General features: G+C 34.5%; 27 protein-coding genes, 3 tRNA genes and 1 pseudogene. 18 read left to right on the plus strand and 13 right to left on the minus strand.

All coding sequences use genetic code 11. The annotated features are described in order from the left end of the window. Positions 1-33: 33 nt before the first annotated feature. Positions 34-1,137, minus strand: coding sequence for an aspartate-semialdehyde dehydrogenase (gene asd / locus A9G43_RS04760; RefSeq protein WP_065607080.1), 1,104 nt, complete (start codon positions 1,135-1,137; stop codon positions 34-36). 298 nt (positions 1,138-1,435) lie between these two features. On the opposite strand from asd, the gene A9G43_RS04765 reads away from it, so the two are divergent. Then, entirely contained in the window at positions 1,436-1,678 is a 243-nt protein-coding gene (locus A9G43_RS04765; protein WP_065607082.1) for a transposase, read from the plus strand. Between the two features lie 204 nt (positions 1,679-1,882). Continuing rightward, positions 1,883-2,119, plus strand: a complete 237-nt coding sequence (locus tag A9G43_RS04770) for a hypothetical protein (protein ID WP_081298023.1) — start codon at positions 1,883-1,885, stop codon at positions 2,117-2,119. A 351-nt stretch (positions 2,120-2,470) separates the two neighbouring features. Here the strand turns inward: A9G43_RS04770 and A9G43_RS04775 are convergent. Beyond that, positions 2,471-2,547, minus strand: a tRNA-Pro gene (locus tag A9G43_RS04775). Between the two features lie 25 nt (positions 2,548-2,572). Next, positions 2,573-2,648 (minus strand) — tRNA-His (locus A9G43_RS04780). Positions 2,649-3,201: 553 nt separating this feature from the next. On the opposite strand from A9G43_RS04780, the gene A9G43_RS04785 reads away from it, so the two are divergent. Together A9G43_RS04785 and A9G43_RS04790 are read left to right on the plus strand one after the other, a co-directional pair. Then, the gene (locus A9G43_RS04785; protein WP_065607129.1) at positions 3,202-3,882 is read left to right on the plus strand and encodes a response regulator transcription factor; all 681 of its coding nucleotides are present in this window, start codon (positions 3,202-3,204) and stop codon (positions 3,880-3,882) included. A gap of 51 nt (positions 3,883-3,933) precedes the next feature. After that, a complete protein-coding gene (locus tag A9G43_RS04790) occupies positions 3,934-5,196 on the plus strand; it encodes an ATP-binding protein (RefSeq protein WP_218058615.1) in 1,263 nt (420 codons plus the stop codon). Between the two features lie 13 nt (positions 5,197-5,209). Here the strand turns inward: A9G43_RS04790 and A9G43_RS04795 are convergent, their stop codons facing one another. After that, positions 5,210-5,959 (minus strand): M15 family metallopeptidase, encoded by a 750-nt coding sequence (locus tag A9G43_RS04795; protein WP_065607086.1) that lies wholly within the window; start codon positions 5,957-5,959, stop codon positions 5,210-5,212. Positions 5,960-6,118: 159 nt separating this feature from the next. Between A9G43_RS04795 and A9G43_RS04800 the strand changes: the two genes are divergently transcribed. The 3 genes from A9G43_RS04800 to A9G43_RS04810 all read left to right on the plus strand — a co-directional run bounded on the left by A9G43_RS04800 (position 6,119) and on the right by A9G43_RS04810 (position 8,527). Beyond that, entirely contained in the window at positions 6,119-7,252 is a 1,134-nt protein-coding gene (locus A9G43_RS04800; protein ID WP_304363218.1) for a bifunctional tRNA (adenosine(37)-C2)-methyltransferase TrmG/ribosomal RNA large subunit methyltransferase RlmN, read from the plus strand. A 29-nt stretch (positions 7,253-7,281) separates the two neighbouring features. Then, positions 7,282-7,896: a hypothetical protein gene (locus A9G43_RS04805; protein ID WP_065607090.1), complete on the plus strand. Its 615-nt coding sequence runs from the start codon at positions 7,282-7,284 to the stop codon at positions 7,894-7,896. A gap of 61 nt (positions 7,897-7,957) precedes the next feature. Continuing rightward, a complete protein-coding gene (locus A9G43_RS04810; protein ID WP_065607092.1) occupies positions 7,958-8,527 on the plus strand; it encodes a manganese efflux pump MntP in 570 nt (189 codons plus the stop codon). A 143-nt stretch (positions 8,528-8,670) separates the two neighbouring features. On the opposite strand, the gene A9G43_RS04815 is transcribed toward A9G43_RS04810, so the two are convergent. The 8 genes and pseudogenes from A9G43_RS04815 to A9G43_RS04840 form a co-directional block, all read right to left on the minus strand. Beyond that, on the minus strand, positions 8,671-9,156 hold the full coding sequence (locus A9G43_RS04815) for an ATP-dependent Clp protease ATP-binding subunit (protein WP_065607094.1): 486 nt from the start codon (positions 9,154-9,156) through the stop codon (positions 8,671-8,673). Next, a pseudogene (locus A9G43_RS04820) lies at positions 9,128-10,490 on the minus strand (AAA family ATPase). The gene A9G43_RS04815 and the pseudogene A9G43_RS04820 overlap by 29 nt, the downstream one beginning before the upstream one ends. A gap of 317 nt (positions 10,491-10,807) precedes the next feature. After that, on the minus strand, positions 10,808-11,425 hold the full coding sequence (locus A9G43_RS04825) for a hypothetical protein (RefSeq protein ID WP_065607098.1): 618 nt from the start codon (positions 11,423-11,425) through the stop codon (positions 10,808-10,810). A gap of 172 nt (positions 11,426-11,597) precedes the next feature. After that, entirely contained in the window at positions 11,598-11,768 is a 171-nt protein-coding gene (locus tag A9G43_RS11015) for a hypothetical protein (protein WP_176701696.1), read from the minus strand. Continuing rightward, the gene (locus A9G43_RS11020) at positions 11,750-11,905 is read right to left on the minus strand and encodes a hypothetical protein (protein WP_176701697.1); all 156 of its coding nucleotides are present in this window, start codon (positions 11,903-11,905) and stop codon (positions 11,750-11,752) included. The genes A9G43_RS11015 and A9G43_RS11020 overlap by 19 nt, the downstream gene beginning before the upstream one ends. A 557-nt stretch (positions 11,906-12,462) precedes the next feature. Then, the gene (groL, locus tag A9G43_RS04830; protein WP_065607100.1) at positions 12,463-14,109 is read right to left on the minus strand and encodes a chaperonin GroEL; all 1,647 of its coding nucleotides are present in this window, start codon (positions 14,107-14,109) and stop codon (positions 12,463-12,465) included. Positions 14,110-14,156: 47 nt separating this feature from the next. Continuing rightward, positions 14,157-14,450 (minus strand): co-chaperone GroES, encoded by a 294-nt coding sequence (locus A9G43_RS04835; RefSeq protein WP_034915350.1) that lies wholly within the window; start codon positions 14,448-14,450, stop codon positions 14,157-14,159. A gap of 146 nt (positions 14,451-14,596) precedes the next feature. Continuing rightward, entirely contained in the window at positions 14,597-15,034 is a 438-nt protein-coding gene (locus A9G43_RS04840) for an FxsA family protein (protein ID WP_065607102.1), read from the minus strand. A 157-nt stretch (positions 15,035-15,191) separates the two neighbouring features. On the opposite strand from A9G43_RS04840, the gene A9G43_RS04845 reads away from it, so the two are divergent. The 11 genes from A9G43_RS04845 (at position 15,192) to A9G43_RS10705 (ending at position 24,856) form a co-directional block, all read left to right on the plus strand. Continuing rightward, a tRNA-Phe gene (locus A9G43_RS04845) sits at positions 15,192-15,267 on the plus strand. A 458-nt stretch (positions 15,268-15,725) separates the two neighbouring features. Then, on the plus strand, positions 15,726-17,339 hold the full coding sequence (locus tag A9G43_RS04850; RefSeq protein WP_065607104.1) for an ABC transporter substrate-binding protein: 1,614 nt from the start codon (positions 15,726-15,728) through the stop codon (positions 17,337-17,339). A 147-nt stretch (positions 17,340-17,486) separates the two neighbouring features. Beyond that, entirely contained in the window at positions 17,487-18,503 is a 1,017-nt protein-coding gene (gene dppB / locus A9G43_RS04855) for a dipeptide ABC transporter permease DppB (protein WP_034914661.1), read from the plus strand. Positions 18,504-18,517: 14 nt separating this feature from the next. Beyond that, on the plus strand, positions 18,518-19,441 hold the full coding sequence (dppC, locus tag A9G43_RS04860) for a dipeptide ABC transporter permease DppC (RefSeq protein WP_065561597.1): 924 nt from the start codon (positions 18,518-18,520) through the stop codon (positions 19,439-19,441). Between the two features lie 13 nt (positions 19,442-19,454). After that, the gene (gene dppD / locus A9G43_RS04865) at positions 19,455-20,432 is read left to right on the plus strand and encodes a dipeptide ABC transporter ATP-binding protein (RefSeq protein WP_065607105.1); all 978 of its coding nucleotides are present in this window, start codon (positions 19,455-19,457) and stop codon (positions 20,430-20,432) included. Beyond that, positions 20,422-21,423, plus strand: a complete 1,002-nt coding sequence (locus A9G43_RS04870; protein WP_065607107.1) for a peptide ABC transporter ATP-binding protein — start codon at positions 20,422-20,424, stop codon at positions 21,421-21,423. The genes dppD and A9G43_RS04870 overlap by 11 nt, the downstream gene beginning before the upstream one ends. 138 nt (positions 21,424-21,561) lie before the next feature. Beyond that, a complete protein-coding gene (locus A9G43_RS04875; RefSeq protein ID WP_065574664.1) occupies positions 21,562-22,839 on the plus strand; it encodes an MFS transporter in 1,278 nt (425 codons plus the stop codon). A gap of 12 nt (positions 22,840-22,851) precedes the next feature. Beyond that, on the plus strand, positions 22,852-23,718 hold the full coding sequence (pdxY, locus tag A9G43_RS04880) for a pyridoxal kinase PdxY (RefSeq protein ID WP_065607109.1): 867 nt from the start codon (positions 22,852-22,854) through the stop codon (positions 23,716-23,718). A 130-nt stretch (positions 23,719-23,848) separates the two neighbouring features. Further along, entirely contained in the window at positions 23,849-24,112 is a 264-nt protein-coding gene (locus tag A9G43_RS04885; protein ID WP_255308726.1) for a transposase, read from the plus strand. Between the two features lie 11 nt (positions 24,113-24,123). Further along, positions 24,124-24,381, plus strand: a complete 258-nt coding sequence (locus A9G43_RS04890) for a hypothetical protein (RefSeq protein WP_141674024.1) — start codon at positions 24,124-24,126, stop codon at positions 24,379-24,381. 130 nt (positions 24,382-24,511) lie between these two features. Continuing rightward, positions 24,512-24,856, plus strand: coding sequence for a DDE-type integrase/transposase/recombinase (locus tag A9G43_RS10705; protein ID WP_255308727.1), 345 nt, complete (start codon positions 24,512-24,514; stop codon positions 24,854-24,856). On the opposite strand, the gene A9G43_RS04895 is transcribed toward A9G43_RS10705, so the two are convergent. Continuing rightward, positions 24,839-25,409: IS3 family transposase (locus A9G43_RS04895; RefSeq protein ID WP_141674025.1), on the minus strand; the 571-nt coding region annotated here is incomplete at its 5' end. The genes A9G43_RS10705 and A9G43_RS04895 overlap by 18 nt on opposite strands.

The following is a 25,409-nucleotide window of genomic DNA, read 5'->3' on the forward strand; positions in this document are numbered from 1 at the left end:
CCGATAAATCGGGTTTTTCTATTTTATTTCTAATTAGGCTAAAATGCGTAACATTCTACGTAATGGTTCAGCCGCACCCCATAATAATTGGTCACCAACCGTAAAAGCAGAAAGGTAATCTTTGCCCATATTCAATTTACGTAAGCGCCCAACAGGTGTTGTTAAAGTGCCTGTTACTGCTGCTGGGGTAAGTTCACGCATCGAAACATCACGATCATTCGGCACGACTTTTACCCAATCATTGTGTGCAGCAAGAAGCTTTTCAATTTCTGGCACACTAATATCTTTTTTCAATTTAATCGTAAACGATTGACTATGACAACGCAAAGCTCCAATACGAACACAAAGTCCATCAACAGGAATAATCTGACTTGTTCCCAAAATTTTATTGGTTTCGGCTTGCCCTTTCCACTCTTCTTTACTTTGTCCATTATCTAACGCTTTATCGATCCAAGGAATTAAACTTCCTGCTAATGGCACACCAAAATTATCAGTAGGTAAACTACCATCACGCATTTTTTGTGTCACTTTACGCTCAATATCCAAAATAGAGGAATGCGGATCTTGTAACTCTTTTGCTACTTCGGCATTTAGCATACCCATTTGAGTTAATAGCTCACGCATATGGCGAGCACCACCACCAGATGCCGCTTGATAAGTCGAAACAGAAACCCAATCTATAAGATTTTCAGCAAATAACCCACCTAATGACATTAACATCAAACTAACCGTACAGTTACCGCCTACAAAAGTTTTAATACCTCTATTTAAAGCAGCATGAATATTAGCTTTGTTTACAGGATCAAGAACAATAATTGCATCATCTTCCATGCGTAACGTTGAAGCTGCATCAATCCAATAACCCTGCCAACCTGTTGCACGTAATTTTGCGTAAATCTCTGAGGTATAATCACCACCTTGGCAAGTGACAATAATATCTAATGCCTTTAAAGCATCAATATTATTTGCGCTTTGTAATATACCTGTTTTTCCACCAAAAGTTGGGGCTGCTTGACCTGCTTGAGAAGTAGAAAAGAAAACAGGATTGATATAATCAAAATCATGCTCTTCAACCATACGTTGCATAAGCACAGAGCCCACCATTCCACGCCATCCGACAAAACCAACATTTTTCATAATTTATTTCCTATAAGTAGAGGTTATATAAAGAAATATTTTTATCTATTAAAACAAAATATCGCCATAAAACAAGTCCGATAAGAATTATTTTTGTAGGCAACGAATTGATAACGTGGTGTTATATGCGTTTATATTATTTTTGATTAGAATGAAAGTTTAAGTAAGCTAAACGTAGATATTTATTTCTGTTGTTTGTATTATTATAAACAAATATTATTGTGATAATTATTGTAAATACCCCATTTTTAGTACACAACTGACGTAGAAAATTCTCTATGATAAAAGTAAAAGAGGATTGACACATGAAAAAATAGCAGAGCACCAAATCGTATCGATATTAAAAGAAGCTGAATTTGTTATTCGCATTAAAGAACTTTGCCGTAAATATGGCATGGGCAACTCCACTTTTTATAAATGGCGAGAAAAATACGGCGGTATAGAAAGTTCAGATATCAAACACTTAGCAGCTTCAAGAAGAAATCATAAAAAAGCCGTAGTAACCACCAAGGAACGAAAAATATGGGCAAAAGAGCTATAAGCCACTAAATCAAACTTAGTTGACAAGAGCTGTGCTATTGTGAGATTAAATAGTTGTGCCTACTATTATCAACCTAAATTACCCGATGATTCAATGATTACTTTTATATAAGCGATATAGCTAAAAAACATATTCCCCTCAGAACCCCTGAAAAGTTATCGCGTCCTAATAAATAGGATAAATATTGGTCAATGGATTTTATGAGTGACAGTAGCCAAAAATCAACGCCGTTTTAAAAGATTCAACGTTATTGATGACTTGAATCGAGAAGCATTAGATATTAATATTGCGGTCAGTTTACCTGCCGATAGAGTGGTTCTCTATTTGGACAAGTTGGCTGAATGTTATGGGTATCCGTTAAAAATACGAGTCGATAATAGTTCAGAATTTACGGGGGGAAACGTTTATCAATTGGGCAAAATCACACGGTATCACCATTGATTATATTGGGCTTGGTAGCCCATATTAAAACGGTTATATTGAAAAATTTAACCGAACTTATTGAATCGAAGTGTTAGATTTATATCTTTTTAATAATCTAGAGCAAGCAAGGAGAGTATCTGAAGAATGGCTAACCATTTATAATACTTAAAGACTGCATAAGGCATTAAATAACATGATGCCCATTGAATATAACATCCTAAAAAAGTAGCATAATTCCCTACGTTAGTTTTATAATAAAAATTAGGTTTTTACAATGCCACTATAAATTGTATCAATCTTCAAGCACCAGTTAACTGTTTATAAGATAATAAAAAAGCTCACTCAACAAGCAGGCTTTTTATTGAAAATTGGTCGGCGAGAGAGGATTCGAACCTCCGACCCACTGGTCCCAAACCAGTTGCGCTACCAAGCTGCGCTACTCGCCGTTAGATATTTTTTCATTCTATAAAATGGGGTGGCTAATGGGATTCGAACCCACGACAACTGGAATCACAATCCAGGGCTCTACCAACTGAGCTATAGCCACCATATAAACAGGACGAAATATTACGCATAAAAAATAAAATTGTCCAGTATAATTTTTAAAAAATACGCCAATTGGTCACATATGAATCGATAATGGTATAAATTTAATGTATTTTCAATAAAACCATTTATATAATATGATGATATTCAGTATAAATACTGTCTTTGTACAAGTTAAATTAAGTAAACTTAGAAACTCACAAAATTTATTCTTACCAGATCACTTGTTGTTTCATTTTTTATCTCTATATTTTATTTATAAAGTATAAATTATATGAATAAAAAATTTAAAAATCATATAAATATTATTTTATTATATCTTATTGAGACTTGAATTATGTGATTGTATGATCAACGCTCAATTACTTATATTTTTAGGTTAAAATTTATGTTACATAGTATAAGTAACATAATTCTTTTCTACATTATTAAAATAGTAAATTAAAGCATCAGGAATAGTTCAAAATATGTAATATTTTAGTAAAATAGCCTGACTTTTTTTTAATTATTGCAATAATATAAATAACTATAATTGGATAACGATGGCGATTATGATAAATATTTTATTAATAGATGATGATATAGAATTATCACAAATGCTTAGCGAATATTTGACTAATGAAGGTTTTAATATCAAAAGTGTCTATTTAGGCAAAGATGGTATTGATGAAGCGCTATCAGGTAAATATCGTGCAACAATTTTAGACGTTATGTTACCAGATATTAATGGTATTGATGTCCTTAAAAGCATCCGTCAACAATGTAATATGCCTGTTATTATGTTAACTGCTAAAGGTGATAATATTGATCGCGTTTTGGGTTTGGAATTAGGTGCTGATGATTACATTCCAAAACCATGTTATCCGCGTGAGTTATTAGCAAGATTACGTGCAGTTTTGCGACGTTTTGATGAACGTTCGGTCGAAATGGTTGATGATAAAAAATACCATTTTAATGGTTTAATGTTAGATCTACCACAACGACTTTGTACTTGGAATGGACAAGTGATTGATCTGACATCAACCGAGTTTAATTTATTAGTTTTATTAGTAAAACATAGCGAGCGTGTAGTAACTAAAGAAGAATTATCTGAAATTGGGCTTGGGAGAGCAAGAGAACTTTACGATCGTAGTGTTGATGTTCATATTAGCAATATTCGCCAAAAATTACATCAAGTTGCACAAAATGATGTGACAATAGAAACGATTAGAGCTGTCGGTTATCGTATTCGTTAATGAATTAATAGGCTTGATATGAATCATCGATTATTTTGGAAAATACTCATCATGTTTGAGGTCATTTTTTGTCTTACCTTCGAATTGACTTGGATTGCGTTTTCTATTTATGTAGAAAATAAAAATCAAAGATTCCTCAATCATTTACCCACAAAAGTCGATATGATCGCTCAGCTATTACATGTGGCAGGTGAGGATGAAACACTTAATTTTATAGCACATTTACCCGAACGAGAGAGAAATTTGTTGTCAATAAAATTAGTTTCCCCTCTGAATGATCAAGTTAATATTTTAACCGATGAATTAGAAACACCTACATATGCTTATCAGCGTATGACAGTCGCCCCTGATGGAACTCTTTATTCTGTTTCATTTAAAGAGGATAAAGAGGATCATGTTAAAAAGGCATTGTTTAACATGCCATTGCCAATTGTATTAGTTGGCATATGCGTTGGACTTGTTTTTAGTCTTTTTCTAGCATGGAATTTAACTAGACCAATGAGATTATTAAGGCAAGGCTTTTTTAAGGTATCTCAAGGAGATCTTTCTGTCAGATTATTCAATAAACTAAAACCTAGACGTGACGAACTTAGTGAATTAGGAAAAGATTTTGATATGATGGTTGAGCAACTTAATATCTTGCTTTCTGATCGTCAGTCTCTCCTTCATGATGTTTCTCACGAACTTAGAACTCCTCTTGCTCGATTGCAGTTAGCAATTGGACTTGCTCAACAAAATAAACAAAATATTGATACATCTTTAGCTAGAATAGAGTTAGAGTCAGAACGTTTAGATCAGTTAATTGGAGAAATTCTAAATTATTCCCGTGCTGAAATGAATAATCGTACTGATGAATATTTTGATTTAAAAGACTTAATAAGTGTAGTAATCAATGATGCTAATTATGAAGCTAATCACCAGTTAATTGAAGTACATTTTACTTTATCATCTATTTCTCATCCAATTGTTAAAGGTAACTCAGAACAAATACGTCGTGCTGTTGAAAATATTATCCGCAATGCTATTCGTTTTTCAAAAGCTGAGCAAGCCGTAGAAGTTTCACTAAAAGAAACAGGTAAGTATTTACAAATTGAGGTTAAAGATCGAGGTCCTGGTGTTGAAGAAAATAAGTTATCCAGTATTTTTGAACCATTTGTCCGAATTCAGTCTCCACAATTAGGTAAAGGTTATGGTTTAGGACTAGCAATTGCTAGAAAGACTGTCATTATGCATAACGGTACTATCCAAGCAACTAATCGTGATGGTGGTGGTCTTGTTGTAACAATATGTTTGCCTTATTGGAGAAAACTTTAATAATAAAAATATATTAATAACAATCGGGATTAACAGTTAATACATACTCTTTAACAAGGCTTTCCAGACTGATTTTATCGTGCCCTATAAAACTTAAAGCTTTTATAATAACTTCTGGCTCACTTTTCAATATAGTTTTGTATTGGTCAATATATTGGCTAGCGATAGGTTTATATGACCAGTGCCATTCTTCAGGTTGATACCCACCTTTGCGTCCCTCATTAAAAGCTTGGCAAAATCCATATTTAGATAGATTTTTTTGAAGCCATTTATATAGAATGATGCCTTTTTTATCATCTTTAAAATATGTTGATGAAACACTGGTAATATCAATATCTGTTCCCCAATGATGTCTTGAGGTGCCAGGCATTGACGAAAATTTTAGAATTTTTTCAGCAATTTTTTCTGGATCATTTATTTTAGTTGATAAAGCATCCCATTTCCGTTGCCAAATACCGTTTTGGTAAGTGTAATTTCGCGTTGCGCTTACTATGATAAAAGGAATATCTGGGTGAACTTTTTGAAAGTCATTGTAGGCTTTTATAAGTTGTTCGGTTGGTTCTTTTTGTAGATACATTCCTTTTTTATTAACAGGTAGTATAGTCGAGTCTAAAGCGATGAAACCATTATCTTTTTTTTCGTCAAACTGTCCAATCAATTTATTTAATGTGATCTGTTGTGCCATGGTAAAATTAGGAAATAGAAGTAAAGATAAGTTTAAAGTCAATCCACCTATCTTTTTTAATATCGTTGATTTTTTCATCTTTCAAACATTGCCAATATTCTATTAGCCAGATTAAGTTAAAAACAGTATAATCCTTTTCCTAAAAAATGAAATAGCCACAATGTGTAAAAACGAGGCCTTATGTTAACAACATCTACATCTAATGCGTCTGAAAATTATTTAGACGCTGCCAATACAATGAATCTTAATAAAACTAATTCTATAAACGAAAGAATAAATTTACTAAACTTCACACGCCAACAATTAAGAGAGTTTTTTATATCACTTGGTGAAAAACCGTTTCGAGCTGATCAAGTAATGAAATGGATCTATCATTTTGGTATAGATAATTTCGATCAAATGACGGATATCAATAAAAAACTACGTGAACAACTAAAGACTTTAGCAGAAATTAAAGCTCCTAAGATTGCCATAGAACAGCGTTCTTCTGATGGCACAATAAAATGGGCACTTGATGTTGGTAATAACCAACTTATTGAGTCTGTTTATATTCCTGAACGTGATCGAGCAACATTATGTGTTTCATCACAAGTAGGTTGCGCATTAGAGTGTAAATTTTGTTCTACTGCTCAGCAAGGATTTAATCGTAATTTAACCGTTTCTGAAATTATTGGCCAAGTATGGCGTGCTTCAAATGCAATTGGAGTCACAGGAAAATTAGCAGATAGACCCATTACTAATGTAGTTATGATGGGTATGGGTGAGCCGCTACTGAATTTATCTAATGTTGCACCAGCTATGGAAATTATGTTAGATGATTTTGGCTATGGTTTATCAAAAAGGCGTGTAACTTTATCGACATCAGGGGTTGTTCCCGCTTTAGATAAGCTAGCCGGTATGATTGATGTGGCGCTAGCGATATCGCTTCATGCCCCTAATGATACTATTCGTAGTGAAATTATGCCAATTAACCAAAAGTACAATATGTCTATGCTACGTGATTCAATTTTGCGTTATCTTTCTTCTTCAAACGCAAATCACGGAAAAGTAACTATTGAATATGTATTACTTAATCAAATTAACGATGGCATTGAACATGCCCATGAGCTTGCTCAATTCTTAAAAAATGTACCTAGCAAAATTAATTTAATTCCTTGGAATCCGTTTCCTGGTGCGCCTTATTCAAGATGTTCAAATACTCGAATTGATCGCTTTATGAAAACATTAATGAGATATGGATTTACCGTAATAGTTCGTAAAACACGGGGGGATGATATCGACGCTGCTTGTGGCCAGTTAGCTGGTGAAGTTGTTGACCGCACTAAAAGAACTCTTTATAAAAAGCAGAACCTTATTAAGCAAACAGCATAAGGATAAATCTTTATAAAAAGGAGAGATAGATGAAGAAATTGTTAATTATATCTAGCTATTTTTTGATGATAGTATTAGCGGGTTGCCAAATGAAAACCAACAATGAATTTGATCCAGAAAAAGCCGCTTTGGCTAGGATGCGACTTGGATTAGGATATCTTGCTAAAGCAAATGAGTCAGAAGAAAATATTAAAGTAGCACATTATAATCTAAAATTAGCTGCACAATACTCTCCAAATAATCCCCAAGTTATGTTAGCCATGGCAATGTTTGATCAACATGTTGGTGAATACAACGAAGCAGAGATGATTTACAAACGTATTACTCTAATGCAACCAAGTAATGGATTATATCATGTCCATTATGGTTCTTTTTTATGTGGTCGAGATCGTTATCAAGAAGCAAAAAAACAATTTGAACAGAGTATTGAGTTCGATCGTCATCGTTGGAAAGCTGATGCTTATGAACAATATGGTTATTGTGCAATCCAAAATAATGATAAAAAAATAGCTGACTTAATGTTTAAGCAACTTTTTCAATATGATGCTAATCGTCGAGACAACGTTATAAAAACAGCTGAACTTTATAAAAACAAAGGTGATAAAAAAATAGCAAATTATCTATTTTCAGTAACAAATAAATAAATCATCAGCCATTATTATAATAGTAATAAATTTTTAATAATTATAAGCAAGAATATATGTCATGAATTTTTGGGCTATTTTATTATTAGCACTAGCAATGTCAACCGACGCTTTTGCTGTCGCCGTTTGTCGTGGGATTTCACTTAAATCAACACCAATTTTAGGCGCATTAAAAATTGGTATTCTATTTGGTGTTGTTGAGACTATTACCCCCTTGCTTGGTTGGTTAGTTGGTTATATTGCGTTGCAATATATTGAACAATGGGAGCATTGGGTTGTATTTATTGTCATGCTATTTTTAGGCATTAATATGATATATAACAGCCAGAAACAGTCAGATGGAAATTGCCGTGAATTAACATCATCAAAAAAATCTTTTCTAATGTTAATTTTCACAGCAATTTCAACCAGTATAGATGCATTTGCTGTTGGGATTGGACTAGCATTAGCAAACGTCAATATCTTTTTTGCTGCAACAATGATTGGGATAGCAACCTGTTTAATGGTTACTATTGGATTATTATTGGGTAATAAAATTGGCTGTTTAATTGGTAAACGGGCTGAGCTTTTGGGCGGGTTAGTACTTATTTCTATTGGAGTAATAACTCTTTATCAACATCTTTCTATTTAATGTTTCAAATAAAAATACTTTTTGTACTGTTAGGTTTCGAACGTTTTATTGATTGGTATATTTTATCCAAATTTAAATAACGCCCGAAACCAATCACTTTCCTTAATAAAGGTTATAGAGAACTAACTCTATCTTATCTCTCTTTAATTTTTATAAAATTCCATATCAAAACTGTGTGTATGCTGATTATAAATTGCTTTAAACACTCCTTGATCATGAGGATTCTGCAAAATATGATTAACAATAAATGGTCTAACATTGGTTTTTATATAACCTGGCAATCCTCGGGCACCACGAATGATATCATAATGATCGTGACAGAATGTACTGATACAAGAATCTTTTATTTCGATAGTGTAGCCACGATGACTATATGATTGATTTAATTTGTCAATTTCTCGACGAATAATCCGTTCAATAACTTCCATTGGTAGGCGTTTAAAATGAAGAATATTTTCACGTCCATTAAAACGATTAAGCATTTCTGAACGATAAGTATTATTCAGTTCATTTGTCGCTAATTCACATGCAGCATCGTCAGAAAGATTAGGATCCAAATAGTAAGATTGTCCAATATTTGAGGTCATAATAATCATGATATCAAAAAAAATCGACAGTTCGACCGACATTATCGGTTAATCGTCGGTCCGATAAGATCTGTAAAAAGATATTAAAGACATCAGGATGTGCTTTTTCAATCTCATCAAATAAATAGATTCCAACCGGTTTTGTTCTAACTAAGTTTGTTAAAATTCCCCCTGCTTCAAATCCTTCATATCCTGGAGGTGCACCAATTAATTTTGCAACAGCATGTTTTTATATATTCTGACATATCAAAGCGAACCAACGATTTTTCATCACCGTAAACATATTCCGCTAAAGCTTTGGCCATTTCAGTTCTACCTACACCAGATGGGCCTAAAAATAGGTAAGACATTGCAGGGCCTGATTCTTCAAGCGTGTCAACTTTAGCAACCTTCACCGAATTGGCGACATGTTTAACAATGTTATCTTGACCAAAAATTCGCGATAATAAATTTGCCTCCAAATTAATCATGTTTTCCACTTCATTCTCATCTAATTTGTTTGCTGATATACCTGAAACTTTGCTAAATTCAGCAATTACTTCTTGGCGATTTAGTCGCAAATCTTTATTGGCTAGCATCACCAATTTTTGATGTTGTTCATTATTTTGTACAATTTCTGCATCAATTTGTCGAATTTTTTCCTTTAATTTAGAAACTGCTAGTGAGTCAAAACCTCCAGCTGTTAACTGTGCAAATGTCTTTATAGTAACTGATTCTGAATTTTTATTATTGTCCTCTTCTTCTTGTAACTGGGTGATTTCATCTTGCAGTTTGAAGCGTAACGTTTCAGCATCACGTTGATATTGATATGTTTTGCTAATTTCAGACTTTAAATTCTGCCAATTTTGCTGCCATTGTTCAAGCTGCTGTCGCAAATCATGTTGTTCTGTTTCACTAGTAATTTTCTCGATCTTACCCATTAACTCAGCAATTTTTGGATGTTGTTTATGTGTAAGTTGACGATAACTAGCAAGTGCACGATCAAGTAATGAAATAGCACGTTGAGGCTGTGCCCAACCTAAATCTAAACTATCACGATATTTACAGGTTAAATGTATCGCTTCATCAATAGCATCTTTATCCACTTCAATTTTGTGGTATGCAGATAACTCCTTTGCAACAGTAGTAACAATGGAATTTAAATTATCCCCAGTAGATTCTTTGACATCGTAAAGAGTGTAAAGTTCAGGCATATTCGTGCTAGCCTTTAGCGCACTACTAAGTTTCTCATCACGAACTTCGAGGATAACTTGAAAATTATTTGATTTATCGGCGTTGTTAAGAGCATTTATAAAATGAGCATTACCTGTATTATGTGCTGTTTCTAAAAAATTAGCCGTATCAGTAATAATCAGCACTGACTCAGGAGTTTGCATTAGCTTTTTTAAAATACTTTGAAATTCATTATTTATCTTAGTACTATCGCCGCTAGAAAAAAGAGCATCACCATTTAACCAAAATAATTTTTTACAATCAAATCAAATGGTGTATCTGGGTTATTTTTAGCCGCCTATAAACCAAGGGTAAGCATTGAAACACCTCTGCGGGCCTGTCAACAAAAGAGAATTTGATGATTTTCGTATGAGAATAGACGATATTCTCTCTAAATCATATTCCCTTCCTACTAAAGTAAAATTAGGGTATTGCCCTAAATATTCACGCCCTCTAACTAAATACATTGTGCATTCCTTTGTTATAGTTTAAAGGGTGAACTAGTATGTGAGCTACCTTTTGGGGTTTCAAATTTTTCTGATAAAACATCACCTGTCACCGCAATAAATTCTCGTGTATCACTTTGAACATCTTTGGACATTTTTTCAATTTCTTCCAAATTTGCTCGCATTGTTTCTAGTGCCACACGGCTGATTTCAGTCGCTTCTTTTTGGGTATCACCAAATTCCGCTAAATTTTGTAGCATTGCTCTTGCACTTTCAACTTGTTTTTTGGTTGCTGCTTGCATATTACGAATTTTAATAGCTTCAGTTGTTAATTCACCATAGGTTTGCATAGTATCGACAGTTGCTGTGGATACAGTATCAATGTGTTCATCCAAATTACGGCGTGTTTCATCAAGCTTCATTGACTCTAACAAATTATCACCAACATCTTTATACTCAAGCTCTTGTCTACGTTCACGATGGACTTTCTCTACTTTTTTGGTCACTTCGTTCATAATGGCATAAATTTGTATCATATTGCCATTATCGTCACTAAGTCCTTCAAACTGTTTAACAATTTTTTCAAGATGATTACGAATTGCACCAAAACGCTCTTTACCTTGATTCACAAATTTTAATGCCGATTCAACCATATCAGCTTGACGTAATGTATGCTGTTCTGAAGTTAAATTTAGTAACTCTTTTAATTTCTCAACATCGATTGATTCAGAGCGTTGCTCGTGACGCTTTGTAATTTCTATCTGAATATCATCTAATTCTTTATTTTTATTTTTTATTTGTTGATTTAATTGAGCTATTTTTTCTTCATTTAGTCACAATTTTAGCTTTTGATGCAGCTTTAATTTTCCCTAGGTCAAAAAACTTTTTATCCTGTTGTAATAACTCTATTTCTTTTTTTAATTCAGATATTTTTTTTTCAATATTAACAATTTCACTTTGCACATTTGCTTTTTGCGTTACTTTTTTTCGTACCATTCTTGATCGGCTTTAATTTGAGCTAATGCATTTCGGGTTTCACCATTTTGGCGTAAGTTATATAAAGCATCGGTGAGTTCGGTAAGTGGTTTTATTTTTTTCGATAAAATCATTAAGGTCATTATTAAAGTCAGCATACACACGTTGTAATTCAGCAAATACTTCGGTATCAGTCATCTCAATACGATGTTTAGACATCTCTTTAGAAATTGATTGAAGATATTCTTTAAATCTATCAAATTTTTGAATTTTTTCCCGATCAATTTCCTTATTGCTTATTTATATATTCACTTATTATTTAATTACTTTAAATTCTATTTCAAATAAAAAATAAAGTTTAGATCAATAATTTGATCTTATAGAAAAGATAAATTTCATCTTTTCATCATGTTATTATCTATTTAACATCTGATTTTGACAAGTAAAACAGTCATCCAAAATTGGAGAATTAAAAAATAAATGATAATCATCGATTATAGAGCAAGCTTTTTGCTGGTATAACAAATTATTATTTATACTTTATTTAATCGATTAAAAATTTAAATTATTATTGGTATTTTTAATTAATTGTATATTTTTATTTTGCAGTTATTTGATAAAGAGAAAATATAACTAAAGAAAAAATCCATAAAAAAACCACTCGCATAAACGAGTGGTCTGTATTGATAAGATTATTTCGTACTGACGAAGAGAATTACATCATTCCGCCCATACCACCCATGCCACCCATACCACCAGCGGCACCTAAGTCAGCCTTATCATCTTTAGGTAAATCAGTTACCATACATTCAGTTGTAATCATAAGACCAGCAACAGATGCAGCATATTGTAATGCACTACGAGTTACTTTAGTTGGGTCTAAAATACCCATTGCAATCATATCGCCATATTCTTCAGTTGCGGCATTGTAACCATAGTTACCTTTACCACCTTTAACAGCATTAACAACAACAGATGCTTCTTCACCGCAGTTAGTAACGATTTGACGTAATGGAGCTTCCATCGCACGAAGTGCAACTTTGATACCAACGTTTTGATCTTCATTTGCACCCTTAAGTTCTGAAATAGTAGTTGCGGCACGAACAAGAGCAACACCACCACCGGCTACAACACCTTCTTCAACAGCTGCACGAGTTGCATGTAATGCGTCTTCAACACGGGCTTTTTTCTCTTTCATTTCAACTTCAGTTGCCGCACCAACTTTAATTACAGCAACACCACCAGCAAGTTTCGCAACGCGTTCTTGAAGTTTTTCTTTATCATAGTCAGAAGTTGATTCTTCGATTTGTTTACGAATTTGTTCAACGCGAGCATTGATTAATGACTCTTCACCAATACCATCAATGATAGTTGTGTTGTCTTTATTGATTACAACACGTTTTGCTTGACCTAAATCTTCAAGAGTTGTTTTTTCAAGTTCTAAACCAATTTCTTCTGAAATTACAGTACCCGCGGTTAAGATTGCAATATCTTGTAACATTGCTTTACGACGATCGCCAAAGCCAGGAGCTTTAACAGCTGCAACTTTAACAATGCCACGCATAGTATTCACAACTAATGTTGCAAGTGCTTCGCCTTCAACATCTTCTGCGATAATCAATAAAGATTTACCTGCTTTAGCTACAGCTTCAAGTAATGGTAATAATTCGCGGATGTTAGAGATTTTTTTATCGGCTAATAAAATATATGGGCTATCTAATTCTACAGTTGCAGTTTCAGGTTTATTGATAAAGTATGGTGATAGGTAACCACGATCAAACTGCATACCCTCAACAACATCAAGCTCATCTTGTAAACCAGTGCCATCTTCAACTGTAATAACACCTTCTTTACCTACTTTTTCCATTGCCTGAGCAATTAAAGTACCAACAGTTTCATCAGAGTTAGCTGAAATTGTACCTACTTGAGCAATGGCTTTAGAATCAGCACATGGTGCAGATAAATTTTTAAGCTCTTCAACAGCTGCAACAACTGCTTTATCAATACCACGTTTTAAATCCATTGGATTCATACCAGCAGCAACAGCTTTTAAACCTTCATTAACAATCGCTTGAGCAAGAACAGTTGCAGTAGTTGTACCATCACCTGCTGCATCATTTGCTTTAGATGCGACCTCTTTAACCATTTGCGCACCCATATTTTCGAATTTATCTTCTAATTCGATTTCACGAGCAACAGAAACACCATCTTTAGTAATGGTTGGTGCGCCAAAAGATTTATCTAATACTACATTACGTCCTTTTGGACCTAATGTTACTTTAACTGCATCGGCTAATACATTAACGCCTTTAAGCATTTTGGCGCGAGCGTCATTACCAAATTTCACATCTTTAGCTGCCATCTTCGTATTTCTCCTAAATTCTGTATATAAATTAAATTAGTTGTCAGTTATGCTTGTACAATCGCTAAAATATCGCTTTCAGATAAGATAAGCACTTCTTCATTATCGATTTTTTCTGTTTTAACGCCGTATCCTTCATTAAAAATTACGATATCTCCCACTTTAACATCTAGCGGCTGTACTTGACCATTTTCTAAAATGCGACCATTACCAACAGCTAAAACTTCTCCGCGAGTTGATTTACCTGCTGCCGAACCAGTTAAAACAATACCACCAGCTGATTTTGATTCTACTTCTTTACGTTTAATGATCACACGATCATGCAATGGACGAATTTTCATTAGTTATCTCCTAGCACTAATTTTTTAATTAAGATAATTATTAACAGAAATCATAGAATTATGATTTTTTAATGTAGTGCACAATATATGGGGATTATTTTAAATTCTTCAAGAGAACAAATTTAAAAAAAAGTCCAACTGATTATTTATTCATCATTCTTCTGTTTGAATTCACCTTCAATAATATCACCCTCTTGATAGTGCATTTGTGATGAAGAAAATTTTGATCTTATTGGTATTTTTCGAACAATAAATTCCACGATATGATTTTGTACATGGGGTATTAATAAGATTGCACCTAAAATATCAGTTAAAAACCCTGGAATAAGCAAGAAAAAACCGGCAAAAAGCAAAGCTACACTTCTAATTACTTCATTTTTATAGCTTTCATTGTTAGCTATTTTTTGTTGCATAATACTAAGGTTTTTCAAACCCCGAGTTTTAACTAACGAGAAACCAAGAATAGATGTTGCAATAATACAAATTAAAGCAAGAAAAATACCAATTGAATTGGCAACAGCTATGAAAAAGATGAGTTCAAAATAAACATAAATAAAAAAGATAATAAAACCAACAAATCGCATATATAATTCCTATAAGGATAAAAACATATTATTAGAAATTATTTTTTAATATGAAGATGATTAGCTATTTTTCAACCAAACAATATATATTTTAAAAAAATATTACAAAAGGGATTGACTGATAATCACAAATCGTGTTTAATGTGCATCCATTGTTGCCCGGATAGCTCAGTCGGTAGAGCAGGGGATTGAAAATCCCCGTGTCCGTGGTTCGATTCCGCGTCCGGGCACCAATCACCAAATTCTAAGACCTGCTTCTAGCAGGTTTACTCCTAAAGCCTTTCTTTTTGTTTCATCTACACTAATTATAATAGACTGCAAAAAATCAATTATTAAACAAAAAAATATTTATGTATTTTTTCATTATTTTCTTTAATATAGACTTTTTTGAATAAAAAGTGGCATTATCTTTGCAAATTTTATTTGTTGCATAGCACTTAACTACCATTATGTTCATGTTGAAAGCTATTTTCAACCAAAAGTCGTAATCTTAATTATGGTTCAATTTGCACCATATATGTGCAAGTGGTAGGAAAGTACTAATTTAAACAAAGTAAAAATTAATTGATATAAAAATCAAATTTAGAGTGTTTTTCTAAATCTATATTTAAAAAATATTAAAAATACGACATTCTTGCCTTTGTTTAAGTGTTACAAAATCGGTTTACAGTTAAATAATTGGAGTGATTTTATGAGTAATCTAAGGAAATATAAACATAAATTCTTATTGAGTGCAGGACTAATAACAATGCTTGCGAGTGCACAACTTCATGCTGCTGAAACATTGGTTTATTGTTCAGAGGCTTCGCCTGAAACATTTAATCCACAATTAGCAACAAGTGGTGTATCAATGGATGCAAGTGCAGTTCCTGTTTATAATCGTTTGGTAGAATTTAAATTAGGTACTACCGAAATTGAACCTTCTTTAGCCAAATCTTGGGATATCAGCCAAGATGGTTTAACCTATACTTTTCATTTACGCAATGATGTTAAGTGGCATAGCAATAAAGAATTCAAACCAACACGAAACCTAAATGCTGATGATGTTATTTTTACATTTATGCGACAAAAAGATAAAAATCATCCTTATAACAAAGTTTCTGGTGGACAATATGAATACTTTGAAAGTATGGGATTCCTAGATTTAATCAAAGAAATTAAAAAGATTGATGACCATACTGTTGTATTTGAATTAAACCATCCAGAAGCCCCTTTTTTAGCAGATTTAGCAATGTCATTTGCATCAATTTTATCAGCTGAATATGCTGATGCTATGCTTAAGAAAAAAACACCAGAAAAATTAGACTTAGTTCCTGTTGGTACAGGCCCATTTACTTTTGTACAATACCAAAAAGACTCCAGAATTCTTTATAAAGCAAATCCCGATTATTTTGGTCCAAAAGCCAAACTTGATCGCTTAGTGTTTTCTATTACACCAGATGCCGCAATTCGTTATGCTAAGTTACAAAAAGGCGAGTGTCATGCTATGCCATACCCAAATGTAGCCGATGTTGAACGAATGAAATCAGACAAAAATATTGTTGTTAAAGAAATGGCTGGCGTTAACATTGGCTATTTAGCCTACAATATGGATAAGCCGCCACTTAATAATTTAAAAGTCCGCCAAGCATTAAATATGGCCGTGAACAAAGATGCGATTATAAAAGCTGTTTTTCAAGGTGCAGCTGAACCAGCTAAAAACTTTATTCCTCCATCAATGTGGAGTTATAACGATGAAGTGAAAGATTATCCTTATGATCCAGCGCAAGCAAAAGAATTATTAAAATCAGCGGGATTAGAAAAAGGCTTTACTATCAATTTATGGGCAATGCCAGTACAACGTCCATATAACCCAAATGCACGCCGTATGGCCGAAATGATTCAAGCAGATTGGGCTAAAATTGGCGTAACAGCTAAAATTGTTAGTTATGAATGGGGAGAATATCTATCTCGTATTCGTGATGGTGAACATGATGCTGTATTAATGGGCTGGACTGGAGATAATGGCGACCCTGATAACTTTTATTCTGTCTTGATGAGCTGTGATGCGGTTAAAGCGGGTCCAAACTATTCACGCTGGTGTTACAAACCATTTGATGATTTATTGCAACAAGCACGTATTGAGTCAAATCACGAAAAAAGAGTTGAGCTATATAAACAAGCACAAGTTGAAATGCATAATCAAGCACCTGCATTGATGATTGCGCATTCAATGGTTTATATGCCATTACGCAAAGAAGTTAAAGGCTATATTATGGCGCCTCTGTCATTACATGACTTTAACCAAGTTACGCTTGAAAAATAGTGTTCCTAACGATTAACCACCAATGTGTGGTTAATCACTACGTTGGGTTTTGCTAAATTTAGAGCTATAAATCTATTTTTTAATAATAATAAAAATTTTATCTATTTTATAAACGATAGTTTAAAAGCAATATTTAAGAGCTACTACATGTTTCAATTTATTCTAAAGCGGTTAGGTGTACTTATTCCAACGTTTATTTGCATCACTCTGCTTACTTTTATTTTTGTTCACCTTATTCCGGGTGATCCCATTATGGTGCTTGCAGGAGAGCGAGGGTTAACCCCTGAACGCCATGCTGAATTAATGACTCAACTGGGTTTAGATAAACCACTGTATCAACAATATTTTCAATATATTATAAACATGCTTCATGGCGATTTAGGAACCTCTTTTAAAAGCCAAATTCCGGTATGGGATGAATTTGTACCCCGATTTAAAGCAACATTTGAACTTGGATTTTGTGCAATGTTGTTTGCTGTTAGTTTTGGAATCCCAATCGGTGTTCTTGCCGCAGTGAAACGTGGTTCAATATTTGATCACACAGCAATAGGACTATCTTTAACGGGTTACTCCATGCCAATTTTTTGGTGGGGGATGATGCTGATAATGTTAGTCTCAGTACACTTAAATTTAACCCCAGTATCTGGTCGTGTTAGTGACATGCTTTTCTTAGATGAAAGTAATCCTTTAACCGGATTTATGTTGATAGATACTTTATTATGGGGTGAAACAGAAGATTTTATCGATGCAGTTACTCACTTAATTTTACCTGCAATTGTGTTAGGAACCATTCCATTAGCAGTAATTGTCCGCATGACTCGTTCTTCTATGTTAGAAGTATTGAGTGAAGATTATATTCGAACAGCACGAGCTAAAGGCGTTAGTAGAATGCGAATCGTCCTTGTTCATGCATTGCGTAATGCAATGATCCCTGTTGTAACTGTTATCGGCTTACAAGTTGGTACAATGCTTGCCGGCGCCATATTGACCGAAACTGTCTTTTCATGGCCAGGAATTGGTCGTTGGTTAATTGAAGCGCTACAGCGTCGAGATTACCCCGTTGTACAAAGTGGCGTTTTAATTGTTGCGGTCATAATTATTTTAGTGAATTTATTAGTTGATATGTTGTACGGGGTTATTAACCCGCGTATTAGACATAAATAAGAGTGTTTTTACAGATGAATAAACAGGTTATTACTGAACCAACCAATACGCAAGACACCAGTTTAGCCGTACCTAAACCATTAACGCCTATGCGTGAGTTCTGGTTCTATTTTTCAAAAAATAAAGGTGCAGTCGTTGGACTAGTCTTTATTATTATTGTTGTATTACTAGCTATCTTTGCCAATTTTGTTGCACCACATTCCCCTTCTGAACAATTTAGAGATGCATTACTAACACCACCCGTTTGGATGAAAGATGGCAGTTGGCAATTTATTTTAGGAACTGATGATGTGGGACGAGATATCCTATCCAGACTCATTTATGGTGCCCGTTTATCCTTATTAGTCGGTTGCTTAGTAGTCATTATCTCATTGATTTTAGGGATTACATTAGGATTAATTGCTGGTTATGTAGGTGGTTTTTTAGACAATGTAATTATGCGTGCAGTGGATATCATGCTTGCATTACCAAGTTTACTACTTGCACTTGTATTAGTTGCAATATTTGGTCCATCAATTATTAACGCTTCAATAGCATTAGCTTTTGTTGCATTACCACATTATGTTCGCTTAACACGCGGAGCAACGATTGCTGAAATTAATAAAGATTATGTGATCGCCTCACGAGTTGCTGGGGCGGGACCCTTACGACAAATGTTTATCAACATCCTACCAAACTGCTTAGCACCATTAATTGTACAAGCTTCATTAGGATTTTCTAACGCAATTTTAGACATGGCTGCATTAGGTTTTTTAGGCATGGGCGCACAACCACCAACACCAGAATGGGGAACAATGCTTGCTGACGTATTGCAATTTGCACAATCAGCATGGTGGGTCGTTACCTTTCCTGGTTTAGTAATTTTAATGACAGTGTTAGCTTTCAACTTAATGGGAGATGGTTTGCGAGACGCACTTGATCCTAAATTGAAACAGTAATGGAGATACAGTCATGGCACTATTAGAAGTAAAAGAATTATCTGTTCAATTTGGTGGATTTAAAGCAGTAGATCACATTAGTTATGACGTTGAGCAAGGGCAAGTTGTTGGTATTGTTGGTGAATCAGGTTCAGGAAAATCAGTTAGTTTACTCGCCATAATGGGATTAATTGATTTTCCCGGTAAAGTCAATGCAAATGCATTACACTTTGATGGCAAAGATCTTCAACAAATCTCAACTAAAATGCGCCGTAAAATTGTAGGTGCAGATGTGGCAATGATCTTTCAAGATCCGATGACTAGCTTAAACCCATGTTTTACCATAGGTTACCAAATCATTGAAACATTAAAAATCCACCAAGGTGGCAGTAAAAAAGAGCTCAAAACAAGAGCGATTGAATTGCTTAAATTAGTAGGAATTCCTGATGCTGAAAATCGATTAAAGGTTTATCCGCACCAGTTATCTGGCGGAATGAGCCAACGAGTAATGATTGCAATAGCCATTGCATGCAATCCAAAACTCTTAATTGCTGATGAACCAACAACAGCACTAGATGTCACAATTCAAGGGCAAATTATTGAGTTATTACTTGAGTTGCAACGCAAAAATAATATGGCATTAATTCTTATTACTCATGACTTAGCGTTAGTTTCTGAGGCTGCACAAAAAATTATTGTAATGTATGCTGGACAGGTGGTTGAAATAGGAGATGCTGAAATTATCTTTAAAAAACCATTACACCCTTACACACAGGCACTATTACGCTCTCTCCCTGAATTTACTCAAGATAAAGAACGATTAGCATCATTATCAGGCGTTGTACCAGGAAAATATGATCGACCAACAGGCTGTTTACTCAACCCTCGTTGTCCTTATGCTACTGAACATTGTTATACCCAAGAACCAACACTAGTTAGCTATGGTGAAACTAGAAAAGTAAAATGTCATTATCCACTATCAAGCGAAGGGATACCACAATATGAACAATAACATGGAAAATAACGAATTACTGCTTGATGCCCGAAACTTGACAAAATATTATCATGTTAAAACGGGACTTTTTTCTGAAACCAAGCAAGTTAAAGCCGTTGACGGTGTATCTTTTACATTAGATAAAGCTAAAACACTTGCGATTGTCGGTGAATCAGGTTGTGGTAAATCCTCATTAGCAAGATTACTAACAATGATTGAAAAACCCACATCAGGAGAAATTTATTTTAAAAATCAGAATTTGTTGGATAATGATGAACAAGCTCAAAAATTGCGTCGCCAAAAGATCCAAATCGTTTTCCAGAATCCATACTCATCATTGAACCCCCGCAAAAAAATCGGTTCCATATTAGAAGAACCACTAATTATTAATACTGATCTAACAGCAAATGATCGTAAAGCAAAAGTACTATCAATGATGCAAAAAGTTGGATTAAAAGAAGAGTTTTATAACCGTTATCCCCATATGTTTTCCGGAGGACAACGTCAACGCATTGCTATCGCAAGAGGTTTAATGCTTGATCCCGAAATAGTAGTTGCTGATGAACCTGTTTCAGCATTAGACGTTTCTGTACGAGCACAAGTGCTAAATTTGATGATGGATCTACAGCAAGACCTAGGTTTATCTTATATTTTTATTTCTCATGACCTTTCCGTCGTTGAACACATTGCTGATGATGTAATGGTAATGTATTTGGGTTGTTGCGTTGAACAAGGACGAAAAGATGAAATCTATCGTAACCCTAAACATCCATATACTCAGGCATTATTATCAGCAACCCCAAGATTAAATCCTGATCTTAGGCGAGATAGAATTAAATTAGAAGGGGAATTACCAAGCCCTCTTAATCCACCTATGGGTTGTGCGTTTAATGCTCGATGCCGTTTAGCATTTTCACGTTGTACAACAGAACAACCACAGCTTATTAATTATAATGAACATAAAATTGCGTGTTTCTATATAGAGGACAATAATAAAGGTGACAGTTAATTCTGTCACTAAATTAGATACTAAAGCTATCCATTGCATTTTTCTTTTCTTAGAAGATAACAAATTGTCATATTAATAGTTTTGTGCTAGTTTCGTACTCATTATTAACTTACAACCGCGATAGCCCTAAGATTACTTATGTCCAATTCATCAGCTAAAAAAGTCGCTTTTGCCGCTTTTATTGGTACGACCATTGAATGGTATGATTTTTATATCTATGCCTTGGCATCAGTATTAATATTTGGTCAGCTTTTTTTTCCTGATGATAATCAATTTGTGCAAATCTTAGGATCTTTTGCCACCTTTGCCGTGGGATTTTTATCACGTCCTTTAGGAGCATTACTATTTGGTCATATTGGTGATCGTTTGGGGCGTAAAAAATCGTTAATTACTACGTTGGTTTTAATGGGGTGTGCCACCACCTGTGTTGGTTTATTACCCTCTTATCAACAAGCAGGCATTTTATCACCAATTTTATTGGTTACATTACGCATCTTACAAGGGATTGCGGTTGGTGGTGAATGGGGCGGTGCCGTGCTTATGACCAATGAACATGCCCCCAAAGGGTTGAAAAACTTCTTTTCCTCCTTTGCACAGTGGGGAAGCCCAGCAGGAAATATTTTAGCATTATTGGTCTTTTCTTATATTATCCGTTCACCTATAGCTGAGCTTATTAATAGTGGCTATTGGCGTATTCCATTTTTAGCCAGTTCTATTTTATTAATTATTGGCATTATTGCTAGAGTCACCTTAACTGAGTCACCTGTCTTTATCGAATCATGCAAAAAGCAAGCAAACTTAAAGCAAGAATCAACCCCGATTATTGAAGTTTTAAAAAAATCAACACCGCTATTAATTTTAAGCATTGGCGCTAATGTATTGTCATTTAGTGGAATATTTTCTAATACATTAATGATTGGCTATACCACTATTGCACTAGGTATTGAAGACAAGATAATTGTTGATGCCCTGTTTTGGATTGCGATTGTGCATTTTGTTGTGCAACCTTTTATTGCCTATTTTTCAGAAAAATACTCGGCAACACGATTTTTAATTTGTTCGGCAATCTTAGCAATGGGATCGGTATTTTTATTATTCCCAATCATTCAGATAGGCACAAAAAATAGCTTTATTATTGGTATTTCGCTCAACGTAATTTGCTACAGTGGCTTTTATGGCGTAATAGCGGGCTATTTAAGTCGAGTTTTTCCTACCAGAATACGTTACACAGGGTTATCTATCAGCTATCAAGGTTGCGCTGCCATTTTTGGTAGCCTAATTCCGATGATAGGGGCATATATTATTTATACTTACAAAACTTTTTGGATACCATTAGCCTTGTTTTATTGTTGTTTAGCATTGATATCTATTATCTGTATCTATCTCCTAAACCGCTATCATTACTATGACGAATAATAAGGCAAACATATGAAAACAGTATTATCAATTCAATCAAATGTTGTTTATGGTTATGCCGGTAACAAGGTATCGACATTAGCCATGCAGCTACAAGGTGTTGAAGTTATGCCGATCCATACCGTGCAATTATCCAGTAATACAGTTTATCCTCATTATGATGGCATAGTGCTTGGTACTAAACAAATCACACGAATAGTTAATAGTTTAGAAAAAATTGGGGTTTTAAAGTCTATTGACGCCATTATTTCGGGCTATATTGGTCTTGCTGAACAAGGCGAAGAAATCTTAGAAGCAGTCAACAAAATTAAATACTATAATCCTAATGCTATCTATGTTTGTGATCCTGTTATGGGGGGCGATATTAATAAAGGTAGTTCACTGCCACAAGGTATTATTGATTTCTTCACTAAGCAAGCGGTTAAACAAGCCGACTATATCACACCAAATTTATTAGAATTACAAATACTTTCTGATATCGAAATTAAAACATTTAACGATGTACTAAATGCAATAAAAACACTACAAAAACAGTCTATTAAAGCTATATTAGTAAAAAATTTGGTGCACGCTGGCAAAACAACCGACCTATTTGAAATGGTGTTAGCAACGCCAACCCAAAACTATCATCTTGCCCGCCCACTATATGACTTTCCACATCGTCCATTAGGTGTGGGTGATTTAATTTGTAGCTTGTTCACTGCGCATCTAATTAATGGACAATCCCAATTAATGGCATTTGAATTAGCCGCCAATGCCGCTAATCACGTACTGGAAATGACCAAACAAAAAGAGGCTCGAGAATTGGCAATTATTGATGCTCAAGCGTGGATTAAAAAGCCAGATTTGCGGTATCGGGGGATGGAATTGATGTTATAAAAGAATATCATTGTAAATACCCCAAACTTAGTACACAACTCACTGATCCTCGCCAAAAAACTGGACATAAGTCGCCTCTATGATATAAACAAAAATCATAGGAGACAAATATCTGGTCGAAAAATTTAGTATTGAATTCAAACAACAATCAGTGGATTATGCGTTATCTAATGCACACCTTTCTATCAGCGAACTTGCCAACCATCTAGGTGTGGGTAAATCAACCCTAGATAAATGGATTAGGCAACTTTCCCCGAATAAAACTAGCCGTCGAGAGTTAACCGCTGAGCAACAGCGGATTATGGCGTTAGAAAAAGAGATTAAAGAACAGAAAATGGCCAATGATATACTAAAAAAGGCGCATGTGCATATCATCAACAATCCAAGTCGATGAAGTACGCTTATATGAAAAATCATTTAACCTGCTATCCCGTTACTAGGATATGCTCATTACTTGGTGTCAGTTCATCGGGTTATAATGCTTGGTTAAAAAGAGCAAACAAATCAGCTAAACTCAGCGAGTATATCCAAAAAAGCAGTATTGGCAACATAAAACCCGTTTGGGTGCGCCAAGCCTGCTTCATGATGCAAGGGAAGCGGGCTATCAAGTTTCAGAAAGGACAGCTTGCCGTGTTTTGCAACAATGGGGATTACTTAGTTTAAGATTGCATAGTAAAGCCGCACGTAAATTCAAGTATAAAAACAGATATGGCTCATCGCAATATTGCGCCCAACAAGTTAGATAGGCAATTTAACATTGATAAGCCGAATACGACATGGGTAACCGATATTACTGGAAGGTTGGTTATATTTATCGGTGATTATCGATTTATATGGACGAAAAGTGATTGCTAGGCAAACCAGTCGCTACATAGACCGTCATTTAGTGTGTAATACATTAAAACAAGCCTTATTTCGGCGTCACCTTCCTAAAAATGTACTCATTCATAGTGACCAAGGAAGCCAATATTGCAGTGCTGATTTCAAGCAATTATTGTTACAATATGAACTAAGGCAAAGCATGAGTCGAAGAGGAAACTGCTTTGATAATGCGGTTATTGAAAGTTTTTTTCATACACTTGTAAATACCCCAAACTTAATACACAACTCACGTAGAAAATTAAGCTGCCTGTTTTAATGTTTTATATTCGATCGGCGTCATATTATTTAGTGCTTCATGAGGCCTTTCGGTGTTATAAATCGTTAACCATTCTTCGGTTATTCTCCTTGCTTGCGCTAGGTTGTTAAAAAGATATAAATCTAACACTTCAGTTCGATAAGTCCGATTAAATCGTTCAATGTAACCATTTTGATAAGGGCTACCGGGTTTGATGTAATCTATAGTTATACCATGTGTTTTTGCCCAATTAGTAAACGTGTTTCCGGTGAATTCTGGTCCATTATCGACTCGTATTTTTAATGGATACCCATTATATTCGGCCAGTTTATCTAAGTAACGGGTAATCCTTCCTGCTGGTAAGCTTATTGCAATATCAATCCCTAACGCCTCACGATTAAAGTCATCAATGACATTGAATGTCCTAAAGCGACGTTGATTACGGCTACTGTCACTCATAAAATCCATTGACCAACATTCACCTTGTTTATTAGGAGCCAATAGCTTTTCTGGAGTTCGTGGGGGGATACGTTTTTTACGCTTTACCCTGAGATTAAGTTTCAACTCACAATAC

It is taken from the genome of Gilliamella sp. Occ3-1, assembly GCF_001690655.1.
In the GTDB taxonomy this organism is placed as follows: Bacteria; Pseudomonadota; Gammaproteobacteria; order Enterobacterales; family Orbaceae; genus Gilliamella; species Gilliamella apicola_P.